The following is a 25,099-nucleotide window of genomic DNA, read 5'->3' as shown; positions in this document are numbered from 1 at the left end:
ATTTGTCGTTAGGGATGGAATAGATGGAATATAACATGGACTCAGGATGGGATCTCCATCCAATTGGTGGGGACACCGGTCAAGCGTACATGGGAGTAAAAGACCATGAACGTGTATTTCTAAAGAGAAATGCTTCACCGTTTTTAGCGGTGCTATCGGGTGAAGGTATCACTCCTAAGTTAATATGGACCAAACGTGCAGGTAATGGTGATGTCATTACAGCTCAAGAATGGTTGTCTGGCAGATCCCTCACTAAGGAAGAAATGGGGTCCGTCGAAGTCATTGAACTGTTAAAACAGATTCATCAATCCCCAAATCTTTTACAAATGTTACAACAAATTCAAGGTGAAGAGTATAGCACTCAAAAATTCATCGATGAATATTTAAATAATTTACAATCAGGATTACAAACCCACCGTTTCTTAAACGAAGTGTTAAATTACTTAATTGAAACAATTCCGCTTGTTAGCGAAGTTGGAAAAACAGTTTGTCACGGAGATCTTGATCGTCGTAACTTTATGTTATCTGAAGACGGAAAGCTCTACCTTGTCGACTGGGAAATGGTTCGTCTTGCCGATCCGGTTTCTGATTTGACAATGATCTTGACACAATACATTCCCGTTCATCAATGGGGTGAATGGCTTGATATGTATGGATTACAACTGTCTACAAATATTTATCAACGAATTGAATGGTATGCCTTAATGAATTGCTTGAATTATATTAAGAAAACGCACTTCGAGGGACGTTACCTTGAAATGAATGAGAAAATTCTTTTGGTGAAGTCGATTTACAATAATCGTATTGGAAAACCCACAGAAGAATATACAGGAGTTAGACTTTGAGATTAAGAAATAAACCTTGGGCAAAAGATACTTTAGCCTCTCACCCAGAAATGGTCATCCAAGATCCAGCGCAATGGAAGGGAAGATGGCATGAACGTTTTGGCAATAACAATCCAATCCATATTGAGATTGGTTCTGGGAAAGGCCAATTCGTGAGCGGTATGGCACGTCAAAACCCAAACATTAACTATATTGGAATTGAAATTCAAGAAAGCGTCCTAGTAGTCGCACTTGAAAAAGCTCTTGCAGCAGATGTTCCAAACTTACAATTATTACATGTGAACGGTGGACAAGTAACAGACTACTTCGAAGATGGTGAAGTAGCTCAAATTTACTTAAATTTCTCGGATCCATGGCCAAAGAAACGTCATGCAAAACGTCGCTTGACTCATGAGAGTTTCTTAGTAGGATATGAAAAAGTATTACCACCATTTGGAGAATTACACTTCAAGACAGATAACCGCGGATTGTTTGAATACAGCCTTGCTTCATTCTCGCAATTTGGACTTGTGTTAAAACAAGTTTGGTTAGATTTACATCAAGTGGAATTTCCAGGAAATGTGATGACAGAATATGAAGAGAAATTTTCAGCAAAAGGTCATCCGATTTATCGTGTGGAAGTGATTTTCCCACAAGAGAGAAAAGCTTTTAAACAACCTGAATAACAAATAAAGGAGCCTGATTCATATGGGATCAAAAAATAGTTTCAAAGGCGCAAGTTTCCTTCTAGCAGCAGGTGCTGTTATTGGAGCATGGGCCGCTTCAAAATGGTTTGAACGTAGAAACGTCAATGGAGATGTTATTGTTCAAAATGTACGTAAATTATTTCAAGTCGTAGGAACCATCGAAGGCTCTTGGATTGAAATGGAACCTGTATTCGTGGATAGCCCAGAATTTTATGGGGAAGTTTATTATGGCGGGGTTACTCGCAAGGAAGATGATGAACTTGTCCAATACGAATTTTATGCAGATGCAAAAACAGGAGCCATTATTGATTTATACAAAATTGGATAATCAAAGAAAGCTGGAGTTCCTCCAGCTTTTGGCGCGTTTATAAGATATTTTAAAGTGCTAGGAAAGAAGAGGATACAATGGAAGCTCATACAGAACAATTAATCAAAACGTTAACAGAAATGAAAGGAACAAGTGGGCATGAGGGCCGTATTCGTGACTTTATGAGAAGCGAATTAACACCTTTAGTAGACCGTATTGAACAAGACGGTTTAGGTGGGATTTTTGGGGTTCGTGAGAGCATTAAAGAAGATGCACCTCGCATTATGATTGCAGCACATATGGACGAAGTTGGATTCATGGTGACAAATATCACTCCAAACGGAATGTTCAAAGTAAGTCCTTTAGGGGGATGGAACCCATACGTAGTTTCAGCACAACGTTTTACATTATTAACACGTAAAGGGGACTACCCAATTATTTCTTCTTCCATTCCACCACATTTATTACGTGCGGCTGGTGGGCAACAAGCAGCAGTGAAAGTAACGGATATTTTATTTGATGCAGGTTTTACTTCACGCGAAGAAGCGCTTGAATATGGTTGCCGTCCTGGCGATACAATTGTTCCAGACGTAGAAACTATTTGGACTGCGAATAAGAAACGCATGATTTCTAAATCGTGGGATAACCGTTACGGATGTACAGTGGTTCTTGAAGCATTAAAAGCTGTTAAAGACGAGGAATTACCAAATACATTAATCGCTGGAGCAAACGTGCAGGAGGAAGTCGGATTACGTGGAACAGGTCCAAGTGTGACGAAGTTCAATCCTGATTTATTCTTTGCGGTAGACTGCTCAGCGGCAGACGATATTAATGGGTCAAAAGAAACATTTGGCCACTTAGACCAAGGATTCTTATTACGTATTTTAGATCCAGGTATGGTGACTCTTCCTCGTATGAAAGAATTTTTAGAAGACACAGCTTTAACACATAACATTCCGTTCCAATACTTTGTTTCTCAAGGTGGAACAGATGCTGGTAAAGCACACTTAATGAATCAAGGCGTTCCAAGTGCAGTGATTGGAGTATGTGCTCGTTATATCCATACACACCAAACAATGTTCTCCATTCGTGACTACGAAGCAGCACGTGAAATGGTCATCCAAACAATCCGTGCGTTAGACCGTAGCACAGTGAACACCATTTTAGATGGAAGAACAAATTAATAATAAAGAGGTAAATTTATGTGGCTAAGTTTTTATAATAAAAAAGGAATCGGCGATACGTTATTATTAACTAGCGGATCGGCTAGTCGTTACGATGTTGACTATGAGAAAAAAGGAAATGTGACTCAAGTCTTTGTTCGTGAGTCAAAAGAAGTTCTAGGATATAATATTGAAAAGATTTCTGAAGTGATTTCATTTGAAGAAGATGGACAACAAATCTTAACACCCGAGCAACAAGAAGTGGTGAAAGGCTTAATTGAAAAAGCCGGATTTGATGTTTCTTCTTTAGATTTAACACCTGAAGATGCACTCGTTGTTGGATACGTTGAAAGTTGCGTGGATCATGAAGATTCTGACCACTTACACGTTACAATGACACGAGTTAGTGACTCTGAAGTGTTACAAATCGTCTGCGGAGCACCAAATGTAAAAGAAGGACAAAAAGTAGTCGTTGCTAAACCTGGTACAGTAATGCCAAGTGGTGCTATTATTTGGGCAGGTGAATTACGCGGTGTGGCAAGTTATGGAATGCTTTGCTCAGCGCGTGAATTAGGATTAGAAAATGCACCAGCGAAAAAAGGAATCTTAGTATTAGATGATGCGACTCCAGTAGGGACGCCATTTAAATCATTAAACTTACAATAAAGGAGGATACGGAGTCATGAATGAACCATTTAACGAGAAAAACGATTCATTCGCTTCTTTGCAATCAAGACGAGAAAATACTATTTTTCCAAATTACTTGAAGCAAGGTCAAACTTTTGAAGATCAAGTCGTCGAAGAAATGACGCGAGTTGATGCAACTAGAAAAGATGAGACTCCACATGAATCCTTACCATTTGATGAGAGACCTGATGCAGCACTTTTTCAATCGAGTGAAAAAGTGCTGCATCAATTACCAGCGCAATTCCGTTCATTTAAGGAAAAAGCAACAGAAGGTCATCAAAAATATAAACCGCGTGTGGATTGGACTTCTTATTTGAATACGAATCAACGCAAACCTTTTAAACCGAGTACGGTACCTTCAAGTACAAGAGGTTTAGAACAAGAGGAGACACCAAAAGTTTCTTATCGTGAGTTAGAAAGAGAGTTATTGCCAAATAGCATGGACTTGATTTTATTCGAGAAGGAAGAATCCTTATTGGTGTCGGTTGAGGAACAAGAAGATACCATCGAAAAACGCTTGAAAGAGTACAATGGTACCTCTCATGAGAAGCCAGTACAAAGTCAATTTTTTTCAACTAAAGGCTATGTTCCCGCCTTTAAACGCAAACAAGAATCTGACGTTGAAGTTGTACAAGAGTCCTTATTAGAAGGGTTACCGGAGACAAAAGTTGAAAGACGAAAAGTGCCAGAAAAACCACTAACGAGAAAACAAAGACGCGCGATGAAAAAATCATTATCGATGATTATGGAACAAGAACAGCAGGGACGACATTTACCTTATGGTCATCCAAAAAAATAGTAGTAGAAAAGTGAGGAGATAGAATGGATAAAAGCAAGATTTATCATTTTACAGGAATTAAAGGCTCTGGAATGAGCGCTCTAGCATTAGTTCTGCATGGTGAAGGATATAAAGTACAAGGCTCTGATTTAGAAGAGTATTTCTTCACACAAAGAGGACTTGAAGAAGCGGGGATTCCTATACTACCTTTTAGCGCCTCTAATATAAAAGAAGGACAAATTGTGATTGCAGGTAATGCATTTCCAGATAGCCATGAAGAATTAGTTGCCGCTCGCGAAAAAGGAATAGAAGTAATTCGATACCATAAATTTTTAGGAGAATTGTTGAAAAATTATAAGAGTGTTGCGATTACAGGTTCTCATGGAAAAACGAGCACAACAGGTTTGTTAGCCCACGTATTAAGTGGAATGGAACCAACAAGTTACCTTATTGGAGATGGGACTGGAAAAGGTGTTGAAAGTTCAGAACACTTCGTATTAGAAGCTTGTGAATATAAACGTCACTTTATGGCGTACCGTCCGGATTATGCTATCATGACAAATATCGACTTTGACCACCCTGATTACTATACAAATATCGATGATGTTCAAAGTGCTTTTGAAGCATTCGGTAAACAAGTGAAAAAAGGGATTATTGCTTGTGGTGATGATGAAAGACTTCGTACACTAGAGGCTATTGTTCCTGTAACCTATTATGGTGTTGGTGAACATAATGATGTGATTGCTAAAAACATCCGTAAAGAGAAGGCAGGAAGTTATTTTGATGTGTATATTCATGGAGAATTATATGGTCATTTTTACATTCCTACTTACGGGGACCATAACATCTTAAATGCTCTTGCAATTATCGCTTTCTACTACTTAAATCAATTAGATTCAAATGAATTAGCTCAGCAGTTTCGAACATTTAGTGGCGTAAAACGTCGCTTCTCTGAAAAAGTCATTAATGGCGTAACGGTTATTGATGACTATGCACATCATCCTTCTGAAATTCGCGCTACATTAGATGCGGCTCGACAAAAGTATCCTGATAAAGAAGTAGTAGCTGTCTTCCAACCTCATACTTTTACAAGAACAATCGCACTTTTAGAGGAGTTTGCTTCAGTATTATCTCTAGCAGACCACGTTTACCTATGTGAAATTTTTGCGTCAGTTCGTGAAGAAGCTGGTGATGTTTCTATTGAAGATTTAGCAAAATTAGTAAAGGGTGGAGCGAAAGTATTACCACTTGAAAATGTATCTCCACTTCTTTCATATAAAGATGCGGTGATTGTCTTTATGGGGGCAGGAGATGTACAAAAATATGAATTCGCATATGAGAAACTATTATCGAATACTTCACCAACACAAAACTAAATGAACAAAAAGCTTGGCAGAAAGTCAGGCTTTTTTATAAACAATTAGTAGAAAAGTATGCATATCTATTTCATTTAAAAAGAATCGATATGGATAAATTATTAATAGAAGAGGATTTCTGGAGGTGTTTAGATGGATTTAAGTAGATTATCTACAGTTTATAACATTAGAAGGATGGGGGAGCATGATGCATCTCTTATTTTGGATTTAGAAAATGGAAATCAATTGTATTTTAACTATTGTCCGCCAAAACCTACTAAACAATCTGTATTAAATGATTTACAAGCTCTTCCAGAAGGTAAAAATAGGGATGACAAATTTTACATAGGATTCTTTAAGGAAAATAGATTAGTTGCTATTATGGATTTCATTGTATCTTTTCCGATAAAAGAAACTATCTATATTGGACTTTTTATGATGGATTATAAAGAGTCTGGACGAGGAGAGGGAAGCAGTATTATTAATGAGGTTTTAAAAGCTTTTAGAGAAGAAGGATTTATTCAAGTAAGACTTGCTTATATGAAAGGAAATCCTCAAAGTAAAAGATTTTGGGACAAATGTGGTTTTACAGAAATTGGAATTGAAAAAGAAAACGAACATGGGAAAGCAGTCGTTTTAGAAAAAGTATTATAAACCGTTCGAGATGAAATATAATTTATCCAAGAAACAGTAAATCATTTGGTTTACTGTTTTTAATTACGGTAAATACTTAAAACTAAAGGCTTCATAGTGGGGAACTCACCATTAAATTCTATTTATGCTTATCATCAAAAAGCTCTTTTTAGTGTTCACAAGTTTGTTTATTTGTTACACTGATAATGACTTATTAGGAGGCATATTATGGTAAAAGAAAAATTATTACTTGTAGACGGAAGTAGCTTAGCATTCCGCGCATTTTTCTCGATTTTAGATTTAAATCGTTTTAAAAATTCTAACGGCTTACATACAAACGCACTCTATTCATTTCATCGTATGTTTAAGTCAATTTTAGATTCTGAAAAACCTACACATGTACTTGTAGCATGGGATGCCGGGAAGACAACTTTCCGTACAGAAATGTATGCAGATTATAAAGGAGGACGTTCAAAAACTCCAGGGGAATTTATTGAACAAATGCCGTATTTTAATGTGCTTTTAGATGCATGGGGAATCCCTCATTACCGACTAAATCAATATGAAGCAGACGATATAATTGGAACTCTTGCAAGAAAAGGGGAAGAAGCAGGATATGAAGTCGTGGTTCTTTCAGGAGATAAAGACTTAATTCAGCTTGCAGACAAGAATATCACTGTGAAAATAACGACAAAGGGAGTGACTGAACTGGTCGAATATACTCCTGAAGTGATTTTCGAAAAATATGGATTAACACCTGAACAAATTATCGACATGAAGGGGTTAATGGGAGACGCTTCCGACAATTATCCTGGAGTTACAAAAGTCGGTGAAAAGACAGCCGTAAAGCTTCTTCAAGAATTTGGCAGTATAGAAGGTATTTATGAACATGTTGATGAAATGAAGAAGAGCAAGTTGAAAGAAAATTTAATTAATGATAAAGAGTTGGCTTTCTTAAGTAAGAAACTAGCACGCATCAATGTAGAGTCGCCAATCGAAATTACTTTGGAGGATACACTTCGCAAGGAACAAGATGTGGATGCATTGATGTCGTTCTATAAGGAAATGAACTTCAATTCTTTCCAATCAGACCTATTAAATTCAGGTGCCACTGCTATAGAAGCAGCACCAAAAGCCGAGCGCCCAAATGTCAAACGTGTGACCGAGATTACCGAAGAGTTGCTTAAAGGTGCTACCAGTGTGCATTTTGAGACTCTTGAAGCGAACTATCATGTTGCGCAGGTGATTGCCGTTGCCTTCGGAAATGAAAAAGAGGTCTTCGTGACTGATTTAGATACTGCCGTTGCATCAAAAGCTTTCAAGGAATGGCTGGCGGATGCTTCAGTGGAGAAACATTTATTTGATACAAAAGCAGCCAAAGTGCTTGCACACCGTTTCGGTCTAGTGTTAGAAGGTGCTAAATATGATGTGTCACTACTTGCTTACCTTGTGGATACGAATGATATCGTGAAAGAGATTAGTGACGTAGCTCGTCGTGTAGATGTGACGATACTTTCTAGTGACGAAGCCGTATATGGTAAAGGCGTTAAAATCCAAATTCCTGAAGATAAAGAGGTATGGAATCAGCATTTAGCAGCCAAAGTGTATACGATTGCCCAAGCACCTGAAAAACTATTGAAACGCCTTGAAGAAAATGAACAAGCGCATCTTTATTGGGAAATGGAATTGCCGGTGAGCGACATTTTAGCACGTATGGAAATTCAAGGAATTCGTGTCGATAAAGAACGCTTGGTTGAGATGGGTGTGGAATTTGAGATACGTCTTAAAGAGATTGAGCAGGAAATCTATGCGCTTGCTGGGGAAGAGTTTAATATCAATTCGACCAAACAACTAGGGATCATCTTATTTGAAAAGATGGGATTACCAGTGATTAAGAAGACGAAAACAGGTTATTCAACAGCGGTAGATGTTCTTGAGAAGTTAGCGCATCAAGCTCCTATCGTAGAGTTAATTTTAGAATATCGTCAATTAGCGAAATTAAATTCAACATATGTCGAAGGTTTGCAAGCGTATATTCAAGAAGACGGCAAGATTCACACGCGTTTTGTCCAAAACTTAACGCAAACGGGTCGTCTAAGCTCAGTGGATCCAAACTTACAAAACATTCCAATTCGTACAAAAGAAGGCCGTCGTATCCGTTACGCGTTCTTACCAGAACACGATGATTGGAAGATTCTCTCAAGTGACTATTCGCAAATTGAACTACGTGTGTTAGCCCATATTGCTGGCGATAAACATATGATAGAAGCCTTCAAAAATAACGTAGACATTCATACCAATACTGCAATGCGTGTGTTTGGTATTACAAATCCGGAGGATGTTACCAGTGAAATGCGTCGCCAAGCCAAAGCAGTAAACTTTGGAATCGTGTATGGAATTAGTGATTATGGATTGTCGCAAAACTTGAATATTTCCCGTAAGAGAGCCAAAGAATTCATCGACCGTTATTTGGAAGAGTTCCAGGGCGTAAAAGACTTTATGGAATCTGTTGTGAAAGAAGCGCGTGAGAAAGATTACGTAGAAACTTTATTCCATCGTCGTCGCTACTTACCAGATATTCATTCAAGTAACTTTAATTTACGTTCATTCGCAGAGCGTACAGCGATGAACTCACCAATCCAAGGAAGCGCTGCAGATATCTTGAAGATGGCCATGATTGAATTGGACCGTGAAATGAGAGAACGTCAATTCAAAGCTAAATTATTATTACAAGTGCACGATGAGTTGATTTTTGAAGTGCCACAAGACGAATTAGAAAGTCTTCAAAGTTTAGTAGAAGAAATCATGGAAAATGCCGTAAGTCTGAAAGTACCACTACGAGCAGATAGTAATGTAGGGGACAACTGGTTTGAAGCCAAATAACTTCAATGAGTAATGAATAAGTATCATCTCTTTACAGATTTTACGCAGATGGTACTTATTGTTTTTATCTTTTGAGTTTACAGCGTTTTTGTAGTATACTTTTTGAGTTAAGAGAAGAAGTTAAGGTGATGGAAGGGCTCTTTTAGCGTTCAGATTCCATCACTTTCATTTTGTCAATCAATGGAGGAAATACATGAAATTAAGAAATGATATTCGCAATATTGCTATTATCGCCCACGTTGACCATGGTAAAACAACACTTGTGGATGAATTATTAAAACAATCAGATACTTTAGATGCACGTACAGAATTATCAGAACGCGCAATGGACTCAAACGATATCGAACGTGAACGAGGTATTACTATTTTAGCGAAAAATACAGCTGTTCAATATAAAGGAACCCGAATCAATATTATGGATACACCAGGACATGCGGACTTTGGTGGAGAAGTAGAACGTATCATGAAAATGGTAGACGGTGTAGTTCTTGTAGTGGATGCGTATGAAGGTACAATGCCTCAAACTCGTTTTGTATTGAAAAAAGCGTTAGAACAACATTTAACACCAATCGTTGTAGTAAACAAAATTGACCGTGATGCTGCTCGTCCAGAGGAAGTAGTCGATGAGGTACTTGAATTATTCATCGAATTAGGAGCAGATGACGATCAATTAGAATTCCCAGTAGTATATGCTTCAGCATTAAACGGAACTTCAAGTTTATCTGATAATCCTGCAGATCAAGAAGAAACAATGGATTACTTATTTGATACGATTATCGAACACATTCCTGCTCCAGTGGATAACTCAGACGAACCATTACAATTCCAAGTGTCATTATTAGACTATAATGAATATGTGGGACGTATCGGTATCGGACGTGTCTTTCGTGGAACCATTAAAGTAGGGGACCAAGTATCTCTTCTAAAATTAGATGGAACAAAGAAAAACTTCCGTGTTACAAAATTATTTGGTTTCTTCGGATTAAATCGTTTAGAAATCAATGAAGCAAAAGCAGGGGATTTAATTGCTGTATCTGGTATGGAAGATATCTTCGTTGGAGAAACAGTAACACCAGTAGATACACAAGAAAGCCTGCCAGTATTACACATTGATGAACCAACATTACAAATGACATTCTTGACGAACAATTCACCTTTTGCAGGACGCGAAGGGAAGTTCGTTACAGCTCGTAAGATTGAAGAACGTCTAATGCGTGAATTACAAACAGACGTATCTCTAAAAGTGGAATCAACAGATTCACCAGATGCATGGATTGTATCAGGACGTGGGGAATTACACTTATCAATCTTAATCGAAAACATGCGTCGTGAAGGATTTGAGTTACAAGTATCTCGTCCAGAAGTAATTATTAAAGAAATCGATGGCGTAAAATGTGAACCATTTGAACGTGTACAAATCGATACTCCTGAAGAATACATGGGTTCAATTATCGAATCATTAAGTAACCGTAAAGGTGAAATGCAAGATATGCAACACAATGATAACGGACAAGTTCGTATCGTCTTCTTAGTTCCAGCACGTGGATTATTAGGATATACAACTGAATTCTTATCAATGACACGTGGATACGGTATTATGAACCACACATTCGATCAATACTTACCATACATTCCAACAAGCATTGGTGGACGCCGTAATGGTGCACTTGTTTCAACAGATACAGGAAAAGCAACGACTTACGGAATTATGGGAGTTGAAGACCGTGGTGTAATCTTTACGGAGCCAGGTACTGAAATTTATGAAGGAATGATCGTTGGAGAACACTCTCGTGAAAACGACTTAGCGGTAAACATTACGAAAGCAAAACAACAAACAAATATTCGTTCAGCTACGAAAGACCAAACTTCAGTGATTAAGACTCCTAAGAAACTATCTCTTGAAGAGTCATTAGAATTCTTATCAGACGATGAATACTGCGAAGTTACTCCAGAAACCATTCGTTTAAGAAAACAAATTCTAAATAAAGGCGAACGTGAAAAAGCAAATAAACGTAAGAAACAAGCCGAAGCAGAAAATTAATCTGAATTGTAAAAAGGTGGATGCAATGTATCCACCTTTTTTAACTGTTTTTATTGTTTTAATGTAACACGAACGGTAATTCCGTTGCTGTCAGTAATGTCGACTTCATTTTCATTACGTTTTTCAATGGATGTTGCAAGAACTGTTGCTTTTTGTAAAATATTTTTGAAGACTGAATCGTCGTTTGTTTCAACCGTATAGTAAGCAAGCCCTGGAATATTTTTGACGCGAACATCAAGATGAGGTCCTCCCCATTGGTTAACCGCAAGATGATGGTGATAATCACCTGAAGCAATCCAACTTCCTGAAGGGACTGAGAATTTATCTTCTACTGGAAGAAGAGTAGTTAAGTATAGCATCGTCTCTTTTGAATCTCGAGTAGATAGGTGAACGTGCCCCATACGTGTTCCTTCTGGCATTTGGTAAGGAGTAGTATCACGACCTAATTCGTAGATTTCTTGGCCATCCATTTCCTCAGTAACACCAATAATTCTTCCATCTTCACGAATATCCCAGACGTTTACTGGTTTATCGTGGTACACTTCAATTCCATTTCCTTCGAAATCTTCAAGATAAATTGCTTCACTATAACCATGGTCAGCGGTACCAACAAGGGGAAGAGATGTATGAACTACATGTCTTAAAAAGTCTCCGAGAGCTTCTCTAGTTGGAAGATGAATTGCCAAGTGATATAGACCATAACTATCTTTAACATTTTTATCGATATTCGTATGAATAAGTCGAACAAGGGGTGTTATTCCAATGCCCAGTAACACTTCAGAATCGGATTGACTCAAGATTTGAAGACCAAGTTCCTTTGTGTAAAATTCCGTTTCCTGCAATAGATGATTTACATTTAGTGTTACTTCATTTAATTTAATTTGGCTATTGTATAATGGGTACATTTTCAATCCTTCTTTCTTTTTTTGTATGAGTTTAGTATACACTTTAATATTAAAATGACAAATAACTTGCTTATGAAATTTTCGATTTTGAAAGTTAAGTTATACCGTATACGGTATAACTTGCATTTGGCGTATTGTTTTTTTGCAAACAGTTGTAGTATTCTAATAGTAGTAAGGTTTATAGAGAGAAGAGATGATAGATGACAAAACAAAGGGAAATTATGTATGGGATTTTTGGAGTGCTATTTGCTTTTATTTTATTAGCACTTGGATTGATTCAAATGTTTACTTACAGAGGGACTCCAGAAGCACAAGAAATTTGGAATGTTGCTGCATTTGAGCAAAAAAATAATTGGACTCATTTTGAAGTGACTGGTGAGAAGAAAGGAACATTTATTTTCTATACAGGAGCGATGGTTGAACCTCAAGCTTATGCCAAGTTAGCAGATGATTTAGCGAAAGAAGGAATTGAAGTGTATCTTATTTCTTCGCAGTTAAATCTACCAGTATTAGACAATGGAACAATGGCCACTATAGTGAAGGAAGAACACTTAGATAAAGTCTTTCTTGGAGGACATTCTCTTGGAGGAGTGGTTTCAACGGTCGAAGCAAAAAATCTAAATGAGAATCAAAAAGTTGCGGGGCTAATCCTGCTTGCAAGCTATCCAGATAAGAGTACGGATATTAGTGGAACACAAATTCCGGTTTTATCGATAACAGCTTCAAATGATAAAATTTTGAATCAAGATAAATATGAGGATGCTAAGTCAAAGTTGCCGGAGTCTACAATCTATACAACGATTGAAGGTGGAAATCATAGTGGATTTGGACTGTATGGTCAGCAAAATGGTGATGGTACTGCTACAATGAGTGCACAAGAGCAACAAAAACAATTAGTTCAACTGATTAAACAATTTATAGAAACCCATTAAGCTAGGCTTCGGTCTAGCTTTTTTTACGCTAGAGTTGAGTTTTATCACCTTGGCGGGTATCATGAGAGTAACGAATTTTGGAGGTAGAGCATATGCAACAAAAAGTAACAAAGAACTGGGTTACTATTGGAACTGGTGTGATTGCTAATGAATTAGCAGTAGCGCTAGAATCTTTGAATGGAAAACTCTATGGGGTTGCTAACCGCACCTATGCGAATGCTTTGAAGTTCGCAGAAAAATATGGAATTGAAAAAGTGTACGATGAAATTGACGATGTCTTTACCGATCCAGCAGTGGATATTATTTATATTTCAACTCCTCATAACACACATATTCACTATCTTAGAAAAGCGTTAGCTGCTGGAAAGCATGTGCTATGCGAAAAGGCGATTACATTAAACAGTGAAGAGTTAGAAGAAGCATTACAACTCGCTAAAGAAAACAATGTGATTTTGGCAGAAGCGATGACGCTTTACCATATGCCAGTCTATAAACAATTAACTAAAGAAGCTGAAAAATTGGGTGAGCTCCGTATGATTCAAATGAACTTTGGAAGCTATAAAGATTATGATATGACCAATCGTTTTTTTAACCGCAATCTAGCAGGAGGAGCATTGCTGGATATTGGTGTATATGCCCTGTCATGCATTCGTTATTTTATGAGTGAAGCACCTAGTTCGATGGTTTCTCAAGTGAAATTAGCGCCAACGGGTGTGGATGAACAAGCTGGAATCGTTTTGTCAAATGACGCTGGAGAAATGGCAACAGTCACGATGACTCTCCATGCTAAACAACCAAAACGCGGAGTGATTGCTTATGACAAAGGGTATATTGAGATTGTCGATTATCCAAGAGCACATAAAGCAACGATTACTTATACAGAAGATGGGAATGTTGAAACTTTTGAAGATGAACGAGGGCTGGATGCCTTAGCCTATGAGGTACTCGATATGGAGTCAACCATCGATACAGGAGTAGACTGCATGCATTTAGAATATACGGTCGATGTGATGAAAATTATGACCGACTTACGCCGTGAATGGGGCATCAAGTATCCTGAGGAAGAGGAAGTATGAAGCAAGAAGAACAATTAAAAGCGATGGAACAATATGCTAAAAGAGTGCTCAGCATGGATAGAACAGGGCACGATTTGTCGCATATTGAACGAGTGGTCAATACGACGAAGACGATTGCGCAGGCGGAAGGGGCAGATTTATTTATTTGTGAAGCCGCAGCGCTACTTCATGATGTTATCGACGATAAAGTTATCCAAAATCCAGCAGATGCATTAAAGGAATTGAAGGAATTTCTAACTTCGATAGATCTAACCTCTGATCAGATAGATGCTATTGAATCGATCATTACAAGAATGTCGTTTAAGAATCACAAGGAGCAACAAGAACTTTCGCTCGAAGGAAAAGTAGTACAAGATGCTGACCGCTTAGATGCGATTGGTGCAATCGGTATTGCCAGAGTGATGTGTTATTCTGGAAGTACAGGAAGACTGATTCATCAACCAAATATGAAACCGCGTGAACAAATGACACCTGAAGAATATAGGAATGGGGAATCAACTGCGATTATGCATTTCTATGAAAAATTACTAAAGTTAAAAGAATTGATGAATACGGACTATGGCAAGAAATTAGCAAAAGGACGGCATGCTTTTTTGGAAATGTATCTACAGCAATTCTATGCAGAGTGGGAAGGGAAACGATAAAAGACGTAAGCGACAAAATGTTTGTCGCTTATTTGTTTTGAAAAGAAAATAGGTGTAAAATAGTAACTACATTTTAAGGTGAGAGGATTGGTTGCGTGGAAGAACAGCAACAACTAACGAATAAAGAACTAAGAAAAAATATATTTGTCATTGTATGGCCAGTATTTGTAGAAGTTCTTCTTGGAGCCCTTTTTGGGATGGTTGATATGATGATGGTTGGTAAGATTTCTGGTGACTCTGCTGCAGCCGTTTCTGCTGTTGGGATGACGAATCAACCAATGTTTCTAGGTCTTAGTTTGATTCAAGCTTTAAATGTTGGTGGGACTGCGATTATTGCCAGATATTTTGGTGCAAAGAAATTCAATCGTATGGGAAATATCTTAAAACATGTCATGATTCTTGCAATGATTTTCTGTGTAACACCAACGGCTATTTTTATGATAATATTTGCTCCAGAAATTTTATCGATGCTAGGTGGAGACGCAACGGTTATTAATGTCGGTGTGGATTATTTTAGAATTGTCACAATTGGTTTTATTTTCCAATCATTATCTTTTACTGTGACAGCGGATCTTCGTGGAATTGGGGAAACAAAAATTCCTATGAAGAATAATATTATTGCCAATAGTTGTAATGTTTTAGGAAATGCAATTTTAATTTATGGTATGTTTGGACTTCCAGCTTTAGGGGTGACAGGGGCAGCCATTGCTACAGCTTTATCGAATTTTATTGCGATGGTATTGAATGTTCGTTACATCTTATCTGGAAAGAGTGTGTTAAAACTAGACTTTAAAGAAAAATTTGAGTTTAGTTTTGATGTGATGAGGGATTTAGTTCGAATCGGAATTCCAACGGCGTTAGAACAGATGGCACTTCGTTTTGGAGTCATTATGTTCTTGAAGATTGTTTCAGGGTTAGGAAACAATGTGTATGCTGCTCACCAAATTGCTTTAAATGTTCTGTCGCTATCGTATTCCCCAGCCCAAGCTTTCGGGATTACAGCTTCGTCATTAATGGGGCAATCACTTGGAGCCAAAGATGAGAAATTAGCAGAGCGATATACGAAGATGTGTCAGCGAATAGGATTAACTTTAGCAATCATGATGTCAGTATCCATTTACTTCGGAGCATCTTTATTGGCGGGGCTTTACACTGATAATGTAGAAATCATTCAAAATACAGTGATTGCTTTATCCATTGTTGCCTTTGTTCAACCATTTCAAAGTCATCAACTAATTACTTCTGGAGCCCTGCGTGGCGCAGGAGATACAGTTTGGCCACTGATTGCGATTTTCATCGGATCATGTGTGATTCGATTAAGTTTAGGATATGTATTTGTAAATTTCTTTGGATGGGGACTTGCTGGTGCATGGTACGCCGTCTTTATCGACCAATTTATTCGAGATATGATTATTCTACTTCGATTTAGAAGTGGGCGATGGAAAAATATTCGAATTGCATAATGGGAAAGGTTAGAGCGTTTTAGACTTTTTTATTTGAGATTAATGAGAAGAGAAAAGTAATTTGGCTAATCGAAAATTTGGAAACTCCTAAGAAAACTTATGGAGATTGATTTTTTATTGATTTTCTATTATTTTTGATTGGTGCAAAAACCGTGTTTGTGATACTATAGTAGAAAGATGTAAAGAGATTGGAGTTTTCAAACGATTATGGCAAGAAAAGGTTTATTAATCGTTTTATCTGGGCCTTCAGGTGTCGGAAAAGGAACAGTACGCGCGGCTATTTTTGCAAAAGGCAATCAAAAATTTGTGTACTCAGTATCTGCAACGACTCGTAAGCCAAGACCAGGTGAAGTGGATGGAAAAGATTATTTCTTCAAATCTAGAGAAGAATTTGAAGAGATGATTGCAAATAAAAAATTATTAGAATACGCGGAATATGTAGGAAACTACTATGGAACACCTTTAGATTATGTACAAGAAACATTAGATAAAGGAAAAGATGTATTCTTAGAAATTGAAGTTCAAGGAGCGCTTCAAGTTCGTGAAGCGATGCCAGACGGGGTGTTTATCTTCTTAACACCACCTGATTTACATGAACTAGAATCTCGCATCGTAAACCGTGGAACAGATTCAGACGAAGTGATTAAAAACCGTATGAAGGTTGCTAGAGAAGAACTTTGTTTGATGAAGTATTATGATTACTCTGTTATTAATGACAAAGTAGAAAATGCGGTTCAACAAATTGAAGCTATTATTCAAACTGAACATTTACGAATTCAACGAAATATAGAGAGTATTGAAGAGTTTGAAGATGAGTTAGAAGAAATTTTAGAGGAAGAGTAGAAAGAGGGAAAGTTGTTATGATGTTATACCCATCAATCGATAAGTTACTAAAAAAAATCGATTCAAAATATTCATTAGTAATTCTTTCAAGTAAACGTGCGCATGAATTACACCACCATGAACCACCATTGTTAGAAAAATATGAATCACATAAAAATGTTGGTCGTGCGTTAGAAGAGATTGCAGCTGGAAAATTAACTATCCGTGAAGATAGCAAACCTGAACATGTATAAATTCAATATTTAGTCAAGGGGGCCTCCCTTGGCTTTTTATTTTTGCAATATAGAAGTATAGCGTAGACGACAACAAAATAAAGTTCATTATGGTATAATAAATAGTAAAACAATTTTGGAGGTGAAAAGATGTATGCAAAAGTAATCGTTGATGTACCAGTCATTCATGTGAATCGCCCTTTTGATTATCATGTTCCTGAAATATTACAAGAGAGCATTGAGGTTGGAATGCGTGTTGCGGTACCGTTTGGTGTAAGAAGCGTATCTGGTTTTGTGTTAGAACTCATTGATGAATCCACTTTTGAGGGTGAAGCTAAAGATATTTTGCATTTAATGGATTTAGATCCAGTCTTATCACCTGAAATGATTCAACTAGGAGCATATTTGTCAAAGAAGGTTCATGCGTTCTTGATTCAATGCTACCAAACAATGCTCCCTGCAATGTTGAAGTCGAATTACGAAAAACAATTTGTATTAGTAAATCCACAAGAGAATGAAGATGTATTTAGAGAAATTTTCCATAACGAGAGAACCTTGTTATATACGGATGACCTTCCTGAAGAACATTTAAAACAATTGATGAAGTTGAAAAAAGAAGGCGCAGTGGTCATCGAGACACTTGTCAAAGACCGTGCCAAGGTAAAGACAGAAGACTGGATTCGATTGAATTACATGTTGCAAGAATATGAGGAGTTTATCCCTACGGTTTCTTCACGTGCGAAGAAGAAAATAGCTCTATTAAAGACACTCGCTTCGATGGAGAGTATGGAAATCCAGAAGAAAAGTTTCTTGGAAGATACAGATTTTACAACTGCTGATTTAAAATTCGCAGTGGAACGTAATTGGATTACGATTGTTCAAAAGGAAGTAAATCGGGACCCTTACAAAGGAAGAGTCTTTAAAAAGAGTGATCCATTCCAATTGAATTCTGAACAACAAGTTGCATTTGACCGAGTGAAAGAAGAATCTATTGATACTGAAAAATCGAAAGTATACTTGTTAGAAGGTGTAACAGGTTCTGGGAAAACAGAAGTGTACTTACAATGGATTGGGGAAGTGATTGAGAAAGGAAAAAGTGCGATGATGCTCGTTCCAGAAATCGCATTGACCCCTCAAATGGTCGACCGATTCAAATCGCGCTTTGGAGACCGAGTGGCGGTACTTCATAGTGGGTTAAGTGTCGGAGAAAAATACGATGAATGGCGTAAGATTAAGAATAAGGAAGCAGACATTGTTGTAGGTGCTCGTTCTTCGGTCTTTGCTCCATTAGACAACATCGGAATTATCATTTTAGATGAAGAACACGAAGCAACGTATAAACAAGATGAGTCTCCAAGATACCACGCTCGCGATGTAGCGATTTGGCGTGGGGAATATCATCACTGTCCAGTGGTGTTAGGAAGTGCGACACCAAGTCTTGAGTCTCGTGCGCGTGCACAAAAGGGCGTTTATACGCTTTTGAGATTAACGAAACGTGCAAAGGCACAACTGTTACCAGAAGTTCATTTGATTGATATGAGAACGGAATTCGTTCATCAAAAAGGATCATTTTCAAAGACTTTGCTAGATGCGGTCGAAAAACGATTAGAACGAGGAGAACAAAGTGTCTTACTCTTAAACCGACGCGGATATTCTTCATTTGTACTTTGTCGTGATTGCGGAACGGTTTTAGAATGCCCAAATTGTGATATTTCATTAACGCTTCATATGGATACGAGAAGTATGAAATGTCACTATTGTGGACATGAAGAACATATCCCTAATTTCTGTCCAAAATGTCAAAGTAGACAGATTCGTTATTTTGGAACAGGAACGCAAAAGGTGCAAGAAGAATTGCAAGAAGTGTTCCCAGATGCGCGCATTGTGCGAATGGACGTGGATACGACAAGACGTAAAGGACAACATGAAGCGATTCTGAAACAGTTTGAGAATCGAGAAGCGGATATTTTAATTGGAACTCAGATGATTGCGAAAGGTCTCGATTATCCAAATGTAACGCTTGTAGGCGTTATTAATGCGGATACAGCGCTGAATATTCCTGACTTTAGAAGTTCGGAAAAAACATTCCAACTACTGACTCAAGTTTCAGGACGTGCAGGGCGTGGGGATAAACCAGGTGAGGTATTTATCCAAACTTATAACCCAACGCACTACGCGATTCAATTAGCGCAAGGTCATCAGTATGAGCGATTCTTTGAAACAGAGATGCGGATGCGTCATATGGCAAATTACCCACCGTACTTCTTTACAACGATGATTACTTTCTCAAGTGAAGATGAAGGAGTGGCGTTGAAGAAAGCTGTCGAAGTGCATAAGGCGTTAAAAGCGAATGTGTCGCCGAATGCAGTTGTGCTAGGACCGACTGCTAAGTCGATTGCGAGAATGAATAATCGTTATTATTTCCAAATTATTGTGAAATACAAAAACGAACCGCAACTACAAGAGTTTCTTGAACAACTGATGATGGAAACGCAAGAAGTGGATACAAAGAAATTACTCATGACGATTGATATGGAACCACAACATTTCTTATAGAGGTGAAAAATGAAGAAAGTTATTTTTATGGGAACGCCTGAGTTTTCAACAGGTGTTTTGAAACGATTAATTGATGAAGAAACAGTTGAAGTGATTGCGGTTGTGACACAACCAGACCGTGCAGTTGGACGTAAGAAGGTGATTACACCAACTCCTGTGAAGGTAGTTGCATTGGAGCATGATATTCCTGTCTATCAACCAGAAAAATTAAGTGGATCGCAGGAATTGGAAGAGTTGATGCAACTAGATGCAGATTTAATTGTAACAGCAGCTTATGGTCAATTCTTGCCAACGAAGTTTTTAAACTTCCCGCGTTTTGGTGCGGTGAACGTTCATGCATCACTACTCCCAAAGTACCGTGGTGGAGCGCCAATTCATTATGCGATTATGAATGGAGATAAAGAAACAGGCGTAACGATTATGCGTATGGTTGCCAAGATGGATGCGGGTGCGATTATTTCGCAACGTGCGATTCCGATTACTGGAGAAGATGATGTTGCTAGTATGTTTGAAAAACTAAGCGTCGTTGGAGCGGATTTACTGATTGAAACATTACCAGCGTTATTTGCGGGCACGATAACAGAAGTGGAACAAGATGAAGCGCTAGTATCGTTCTCTCCAAATATTTCAAGAGACGAAGAGCAAATCGATTGGAATAAAACAGCGACTGAAGTAGATTGCTTCGTTCGTGGGTTACGTCCATGGCCAACGTCTTTTACGATTTTAAATGGAAATCGTGTGAAGATGTGGGGTGTTGCTGTAACGGATAAACAAACTGCTAAAGCACCAGGAAGCTTATTTGTAGAAGGCGGACGTTTATATGTGGCTTGTGGCGATGGAACTGTTCTTGAGATTACACGTCTTCAACCAGCAGGAAAAGCTCAAATGGATGCGAAGGCATTTATGAACGGATTTCCAGAATTGTTGAGGAGCGATGCCGTTTTTGAGGGATTAAACCATGAGTAATGTACGTGATATTTGCGTAGAATTATTAACGAATGTAGAAAAGAATCAAGCATACTCGACCGTCGCATTTCAAAATGTGTTACAAAAACATAAATTGGACGCAAGAGATAGAGGGTTATTAACGGAATTGTTCTATGGAACTATTCAACGTAAATTGACATTAGACTTCTATTTAAAACCATTTGTCGAAAAACAAAAGAAAATGGAACTATGGGTACTAAGTTTACTACGAATGACTGTATACCAAATGGCATACCTTGACCGTATTCCAGATCGTGCAGCTATTTATGAAGCAGTGCAGATTGCTAAGAATCGTGGGCATCAAGGAATTGCGAAATTCGTCAATGGTGTTCTTAGAAATGTTCAACGCGCCGGATTCGATGGGGTTGCTTCTATTAAAAACGAACGGGACCGTTTAAGTATTGAATATAGTATGCCGCGCTGGATTGTGGATTTATTGTTTGAACAATATGGGGAAGAGGTTAGAGAAATTTTCCCGAGTTTAAATATTGCGCCACATTTAAGCGCGCGTGTTCAAAATTCAGAGATGTCGATTGAGGACGTGAAAACTCTTCTTCAGGAGGAAGGTGTGACGGTTCAAGCAAGTAAGTTATCTCCTCGAGCGATTATCGTTGAAGAAGGAGATTTATTGCAATCTAAAGCGTTCAAAGATGGAGTTGTTACGGTTCAAGACGAGTCATCCTCATTAGTGGCTCAAGTAGGCAGGTTACATCCTGGGGATAAAGTGCTTGATACTTGTGCTGCTCCTGGAGGAAAGACTACTCATTTTGCAAGTTATCTGGTGCCTGAAGAAGGTGGATTTGTTGAAGCGTTGGATTTACATGAAAATAAATTACGCAAGATTCATCAAAACGCCAAACGTCTAGGAGTAGAAGATCGTATTCGTACTCACGCTCTCGATGCTAGAAAAGCAGGAGAACTGTTTGAAAAAGAAAGTTTTGATGCAGTGTTTATAGATGCACCGTGTTCGGGTTTAGGCTTAATGCGTCGTAAACCAGATATAAGATATACAAAAAATAGTGAAGATTTAACAAAATTACAAATAATACAGTTGGAAATTTTAGCGTCAGTTGCTACAATGGTAAAGAACAGTGGAAAATTGATTTATTCAACTTGCACGATTAATAAAAGTGAGAATGAGGAAGTCGTTCTTAAATTTTTAGCCAATCATCCGGATTTTGAATTACAACCAATAGAAGAGTTTGGGTGTACTAATGAAAATCCGATGCTTACCATATTGCCGCATGAATATCATACAGATGGTTTTTTTATTGCAAGAATGGTAAGGAAATAGATTCGCAACAGGAGGGAAAATATGGAGATAGCCATCAAGAGTGACGTCGGGCAAAGACGTACTTTAAACGAAGATGCTGCCGGATATTTTTTGAATACTCAAAATATGCCACTTATCGTTGTTTGCGATGGGATTGGCGGGCATAATGCTGGGGATGTAGCTAGTGCTATGGCATTATCTCATTTGGGAAAACGTTGGGAAGAAGAAAGTATTACGGATATAGAAGCAGCCTACCAATGGCTCGTAAAAAATATTCAGGCTGAAAATGATCGTGTCTTTCAGAAAGCAAACCAATATCGTGAATTAGATGGGATGGGGACAACAATTGTTGCAGCGGTAATCATTGGATCTGAATTATTAGTAGCAAATGTTGGAGACAGTCGAGCTTATTTATATCGCAATTTTCAAATTAAACAAATAACTGAAGACCATACACTCGTACAAGAATTGGTAAAATCTGGAGAGATTACTGAAGAGGAAGCAAAAAAACATCCTCAAAGAAATGTTGTTACTCAGTCTTTGGGAATAACTTTGAATGTTCAAATTGATTTTGTACGTGTGACTTTAAAAAATGAGGATACGATTTTATTATGTTCAGACGGATTGTCTAACATGCTAGAAGATCAATATATAAAAGAAATATTAGGTAATTATTCTGATGTAAATACACAAGCTCAAAAGGCGGTCTTAGCTGCTAACGAAGCAGGTGGCCGGGATAATATTACCGTGGCGATTGCTAAATACTTGGTGAGAGAGGAGGTAGCTTAATGTTTGAATCGGGGAAGACAATCGGAGGTCGGTATAAGATTCAATCTCATGTGGGAACTGGTGGTATGGCCACAGTGTATTTGGCAAGAGATTTAATTTTAGAGCGACCTGTTGCTGTGAAAGTATTACGATTTGATTTTCATTCAAATGAAGCGGCAATGAGACGTTTTCAAAGAGAGGCTCAATCGGCAACTCAATTAGTTCATCCTAATATTGTAGGAGTTTATGATGTAGGAGAAGAAAATGGGACCCATTATATTGTGATGGAATACGTCGAAGGAACCGATTTAAAAGAATATATTCGAGAAAGAGGGCCTCTACCACCAAGAGAAGCAGTGCGTATTATGACACAAATTGTTTCTGCTATAGAGGTGGCTCATCAAAATAGAATTATTCATCGCGATATTAAGCCTCAAAATATTTTGATTGATAACCATGGTGATGTTAAAATTACAGATTTTGGGATTGCGATTGCATTATCGGAGACTTCGCTTACTCAAACAAATACGTTATTAGGATCTGTTCATTATTTATCTCCAGAACAAGCTAGAGGCGGAATGGCTACGATTCGAAGTGATATATATGCTCTTGGAATTGTTCTGTATGAATTGTTAGTTGGTGAGGTTCCATTTGAAGGGGAGTCTGCTGTATCAATTGCCCTAAAACATTTTCAAGAACCACTTCCGCGAATTTCATTAATGTTACCAACAGTTCATCAAAGCTTGGAAAATATAGTTCTTAAAGCAACTGCAAAAGAACCTTTGGATCGTTATAATAGTTGTGAAGAGATGCTGGAAGATTTACAAACTTGCTTGAATCCTGAAAGGCTTAATGAACCGATGTTTAAACCAACTACATTGAGTCAGGAAACAAAAGTTTTACAACCGATTGCTACAGGAGCCATACCTCGAAAGCTCCCAACTTCGAGTAAAGAAGTTCCTGAAATTCAATTTGATGAAGAAAAGAAGCCTATTACTCAAGAACCAAAGAAAAAAAGAAGAAAATGGCCTTGGATTTTACTACTGCTACTAACCCTTATTGGAGCCGCTGCAATTTTTGCTTATATTCAATCTGCACCTAAAGAGATTACTATTCCGGATTTGAGTAAATACACGGAAGCTGAAGCAAAAGTAAAATTGGCAGATTTGAATTTGGAAATTTCCGATGTTCAAAAAGTTAAATCAGATACCGTGGAAGAAGGAAAAGTGGTTGAAACTAATCCTAAAGCCGGAAGTAAGGTTAGAGAAAAATCAAAAGTAGTTTTAAAAGTTAGTGCTGGAAAAGATACGGTGACGATAGGAAACTACGTTGGTAGTACGTTTGAGAAAGCAAAAGATGAACTTCAAAAATTAGGAATTGCTGTAGAAAAGAAAGAAACCTATTCTGATAAAGTCGAAGCTGGAAAAGTTACCGAACAAAGTATCGCAAAGGATCAAAAGGTTGTTGCGAAGGAAATAAAAATGGTATTGACAGTTTCGAAAGGAAAAGAACCAGTGAGTTTGGTCAACTTAAAAGGTTACACTCGTTCAGGCGTTCAAGAATACGCAAAACAGAATGGACTAAAACTTCAAATTACTGAAGAAAATAGTAATGAGACGGAAGACACGGTTATTAAACAGTCACCAGCAGAAGGGACTGCTTTAAAACAAGGGGATACTTTATCGGTTGTTATTTCAAAAGGAAAAGGAGAAAGAGTAGTTAGTCGTAAATTCACTATTCCATATGAAGAAAAAAAACCGACGAATAATGGAAATGGAAACAATACAACTACCCCCCAAAAACAACAAAATGTGGTAGAAGTTTTCATTCAAGATGCCAATAATAATATAAACACAGCCTATAGATCGTTTAAAATAACGGAGACAACAACAATCAGTATTGATTTCACTTTTAATAATCAGGTGAATAGTGGTAAATACATCATTAAAAAAGATGGAGTAACGATTGATACCGGTGTTGTTCAGTAATAGATTATAATAGAGGCAGAATCCAAGTTTTTATGACTTAGACTCTGCTTTCTTTTCTAATAAAAATAGATTAA

At 37.7% G+C, this 25,099-nt stretch carries 22 protein-coding genes; 21 read left to right on the top strand and 1 reads right to left on the bottom strand.

The features are described from left to right. Positions 1 to 23: 23 nt before the first annotated feature. The 10 genes from Q0594_RS07260 to typA all read left to right on the top strand — a co-directional run bounded on the left by Q0594_RS07260 (position 24) and on the right by typA (position 11,378). Complete coding sequence (locus Q0594_RS07260) at positions 24 to 845, top strand: phosphotransferase family protein (protein ID WP_298730877.1); 822 nt, start codon at positions 24 to 26, stop codon at positions 843 to 845. Next, complete coding sequence (gene trmB / locus Q0594_RS07255) at positions 842 to 1,510, top strand: tRNA (guanosine(46)-N7)-methyltransferase TrmB (protein WP_298730875.1); 669 nt, start codon at positions 842 to 844, stop codon at positions 1,508 to 1,510. Before Q0594_RS07260 ends, trmB begins: the two co-directional genes overlap by 4 nt. 22 nt (positions 1,511 to 1,532) lie before the next feature. Continuing rightward, a complete protein-coding gene (locus Q0594_RS07250; protein ID WP_298730872.1) occupies positions 1,533 to 1,859 on the top strand; it encodes a PepSY domain-containing protein in 327 nt (108 codons plus the stop codon). Between the two features lie 77 nt (positions 1,860 to 1,936). Further along, the gene (gene pepA / locus Q0594_RS07245) at positions 1,937 to 3,022 is read left to right on the top strand and encodes a glutamyl aminopeptidase (protein WP_298730871.1); all 1,086 of its coding nucleotides are present in this window, start codon (positions 1,937 to 1,939) and stop codon (positions 3,020 to 3,022) included. 18 nt (positions 3,023 to 3,040) lie between these two features. Beyond that, positions 3,041 to 3,667, top strand: a complete 627-nt coding sequence (gene ytpR / locus Q0594_RS07240) for a YtpR family tRNA-binding protein (protein ID WP_298730870.1) — start codon at positions 3,041 to 3,043, stop codon at positions 3,665 to 3,667. Between the two features lie 16 nt (positions 3,668 to 3,683). Continuing rightward, entirely contained in the window at positions 3,684 to 4,487 is an 804-nt protein-coding gene (locus tag Q0594_RS07235) for a hypothetical protein (RefSeq protein WP_298730869.1), read from the top strand. A 23-nt stretch (positions 4,488 to 4,510) separates the two neighbouring features. Continuing rightward, complete coding sequence (murC, locus tag Q0594_RS07230; RefSeq protein WP_298730868.1) at positions 4,511 to 5,842, top strand: UDP-N-acetylmuramate--L-alanine ligase; 1,332 nt, start codon at positions 4,511 to 4,513, stop codon at positions 5,840 to 5,842. A 132-nt stretch (positions 5,843 to 5,974) separates the two neighbouring features. After that, entirely contained in the window at positions 5,975 to 6,475 is a 501-nt protein-coding gene (locus tag Q0594_RS07225) for a GNAT family protein (protein WP_298730867.1), read from the top strand. Between the two features lie 207 nt (positions 6,476 to 6,682). Then, the gene (gene polA, locus Q0594_RS07220) at positions 6,683 to 9,337 is read left to right on the top strand and encodes a DNA polymerase I (protein WP_298730866.1); all 2,655 of its coding nucleotides are present in this window, start codon (positions 6,683 to 6,685) and stop codon (positions 9,335 to 9,337) included. Between the two features lie 193 nt (positions 9,338 to 9,530). Then, on the top strand, positions 9,531 to 11,378 hold the full coding sequence (gene typA / locus Q0594_RS07215; RefSeq protein WP_298730865.1) for a translational GTPase TypA: 1,848 nt from the start codon (positions 9,531 to 9,533) through the stop codon (positions 11,376 to 11,378). Between the two features lie 50 nt (positions 11,379 to 11,428). Here typA and Q0594_RS07210 read toward each other — a convergent pair whose 3' ends face one another. Next, positions 11,429 to 12,283 carry a VOC family protein gene (locus Q0594_RS07210; protein WP_298730864.1) on the bottom strand — a complete coding sequence of 285 codons (855 nt, stop codon included), beginning with the start codon at positions 12,281 to 12,283 and terminating at the stop codon, positions 11,429 to 11,431. Between the two features lie 200 nt (positions 12,284 to 12,483). On the opposite strand from Q0594_RS07210, the gene Q0594_RS07205 reads away from it, so the two are divergent. The 11 genes from Q0594_RS07205 (at position 12,484) to pknB (ending at position 25,025) form a co-directional block, all read left to right on the top strand. Beyond that, a complete protein-coding gene (locus Q0594_RS07205) occupies positions 12,484 to 13,215 on the top strand; it encodes an alpha/beta hydrolase (RefSeq protein ID WP_298730862.1) in 732 nt (243 codons plus the stop codon). 92 nt (positions 13,216 to 13,307) lie between these two features. Continuing rightward, complete coding sequence (locus Q0594_RS07200) at positions 13,308 to 14,291, top strand: Gfo/Idh/MocA family oxidoreductase (protein ID WP_298730861.1); 984 nt, start codon at positions 13,308 to 13,310, stop codon at positions 14,289 to 14,291. Next, the gene (locus tag Q0594_RS07195; RefSeq protein WP_298730859.1) at positions 14,288 to 14,935 is read left to right on the top strand and encodes an HD domain-containing protein; all 648 of its coding nucleotides are present in this window, start codon (positions 14,288 to 14,290) and stop codon (positions 14,933 to 14,935) included. The genes Q0594_RS07200 and Q0594_RS07195 overlap by 4 nt, the downstream gene beginning before the upstream one ends. Before the next feature lie 95 nt (positions 14,936 to 15,030). Then, positions 15,031 to 16,398, top strand: coding sequence for an MATE family efflux transporter (locus Q0594_RS07190; protein ID WP_298730858.1), 1,368 nt, complete (start codon positions 15,031 to 15,033; stop codon positions 16,396 to 16,398). Between the two features lie 207 nt (positions 16,399 to 16,605). Then, positions 16,606 to 17,241 carry a guanylate kinase gene (gene gmk, locus Q0594_RS07185; protein ID WP_298730856.1) on the top strand — a complete coding sequence of 212 codons (636 nt, stop codon included), beginning with the start codon at positions 16,606 to 16,608 and terminating at the stop codon, positions 17,239 to 17,241. Between the two features lie 17 nt (positions 17,242 to 17,258). Further along, positions 17,259 to 17,474 (top strand): DNA-directed RNA polymerase subunit omega, encoded by a 216-nt coding sequence (gene rpoZ, locus Q0594_RS07180; protein ID WP_298730854.1) that lies wholly within the window; start codon positions 17,259 to 17,261, stop codon positions 17,472 to 17,474. 129 nt (positions 17,475 to 17,603) lie between these two features. Then, positions 17,604 to 20,009 carry a primosomal protein N' gene (gene priA / locus Q0594_RS07175; protein ID WP_298730853.1) on the top strand — a complete coding sequence of 802 codons (2,406 nt, stop codon included), beginning with the start codon at positions 17,604 to 17,606 and terminating at the stop codon, positions 20,007 to 20,009. 9 nt (positions 20,010 to 20,018) lie between these two features. Beyond that, a complete protein-coding gene (gene fmt, locus Q0594_RS07170) occupies positions 20,019 to 20,975 on the top strand; it encodes a methionyl-tRNA formyltransferase (protein ID WP_298730851.1) in 957 nt (318 codons plus the stop codon). Beyond that, positions 20,968 to 22,290 carry a 16S rRNA (cytosine(967)-C(5))-methyltransferase RsmB gene (gene rsmB, locus Q0594_RS07165; RefSeq protein ID WP_298730849.1) on the top strand — a complete coding sequence of 441 codons (1,323 nt, stop codon included), beginning with the start codon at positions 20,968 to 20,970 and terminating at the stop codon, positions 22,288 to 22,290. Before fmt ends, rsmB begins: the two co-directional genes overlap by 8 nt. Before the next feature lie 21 nt (positions 22,291 to 22,311). Further along, the gene (locus Q0594_RS07160; RefSeq protein ID WP_298730847.1) at positions 22,312 to 23,058 is read left to right on the top strand and encodes a Stp1/IreP family PP2C-type Ser/Thr phosphatase; all 747 of its coding nucleotides are present in this window, start codon (positions 22,312 to 22,314) and stop codon (positions 23,056 to 23,058) included. Next, positions 23,058 to 25,025 carry a Stk1 family PASTA domain-containing Ser/Thr kinase gene (gene pknB / locus Q0594_RS07155; protein ID WP_298730845.1) on the top strand — a complete coding sequence of 656 codons (1,968 nt, stop codon included), beginning with the start codon at positions 23,058 to 23,060 and terminating at the stop codon, positions 25,023 to 25,025. The genes Q0594_RS07160 and pknB overlap by 1 nt, the downstream gene beginning before the upstream one ends. The last annotated feature ends 74 nt before the right edge of the window (positions 25,026 to 25,099 follow it).

Origin of the sequence: uncultured Granulicatella sp., from assembly GCF_938030755.1 — a bacterium.
GTDB lineage: Bacteria > Bacillota > Bacilli > Lactobacillales > Aerococcaceae > Granulicatella.
This window is presented reverse-complemented; position numbering and strand designations above follow the sequence as displayed.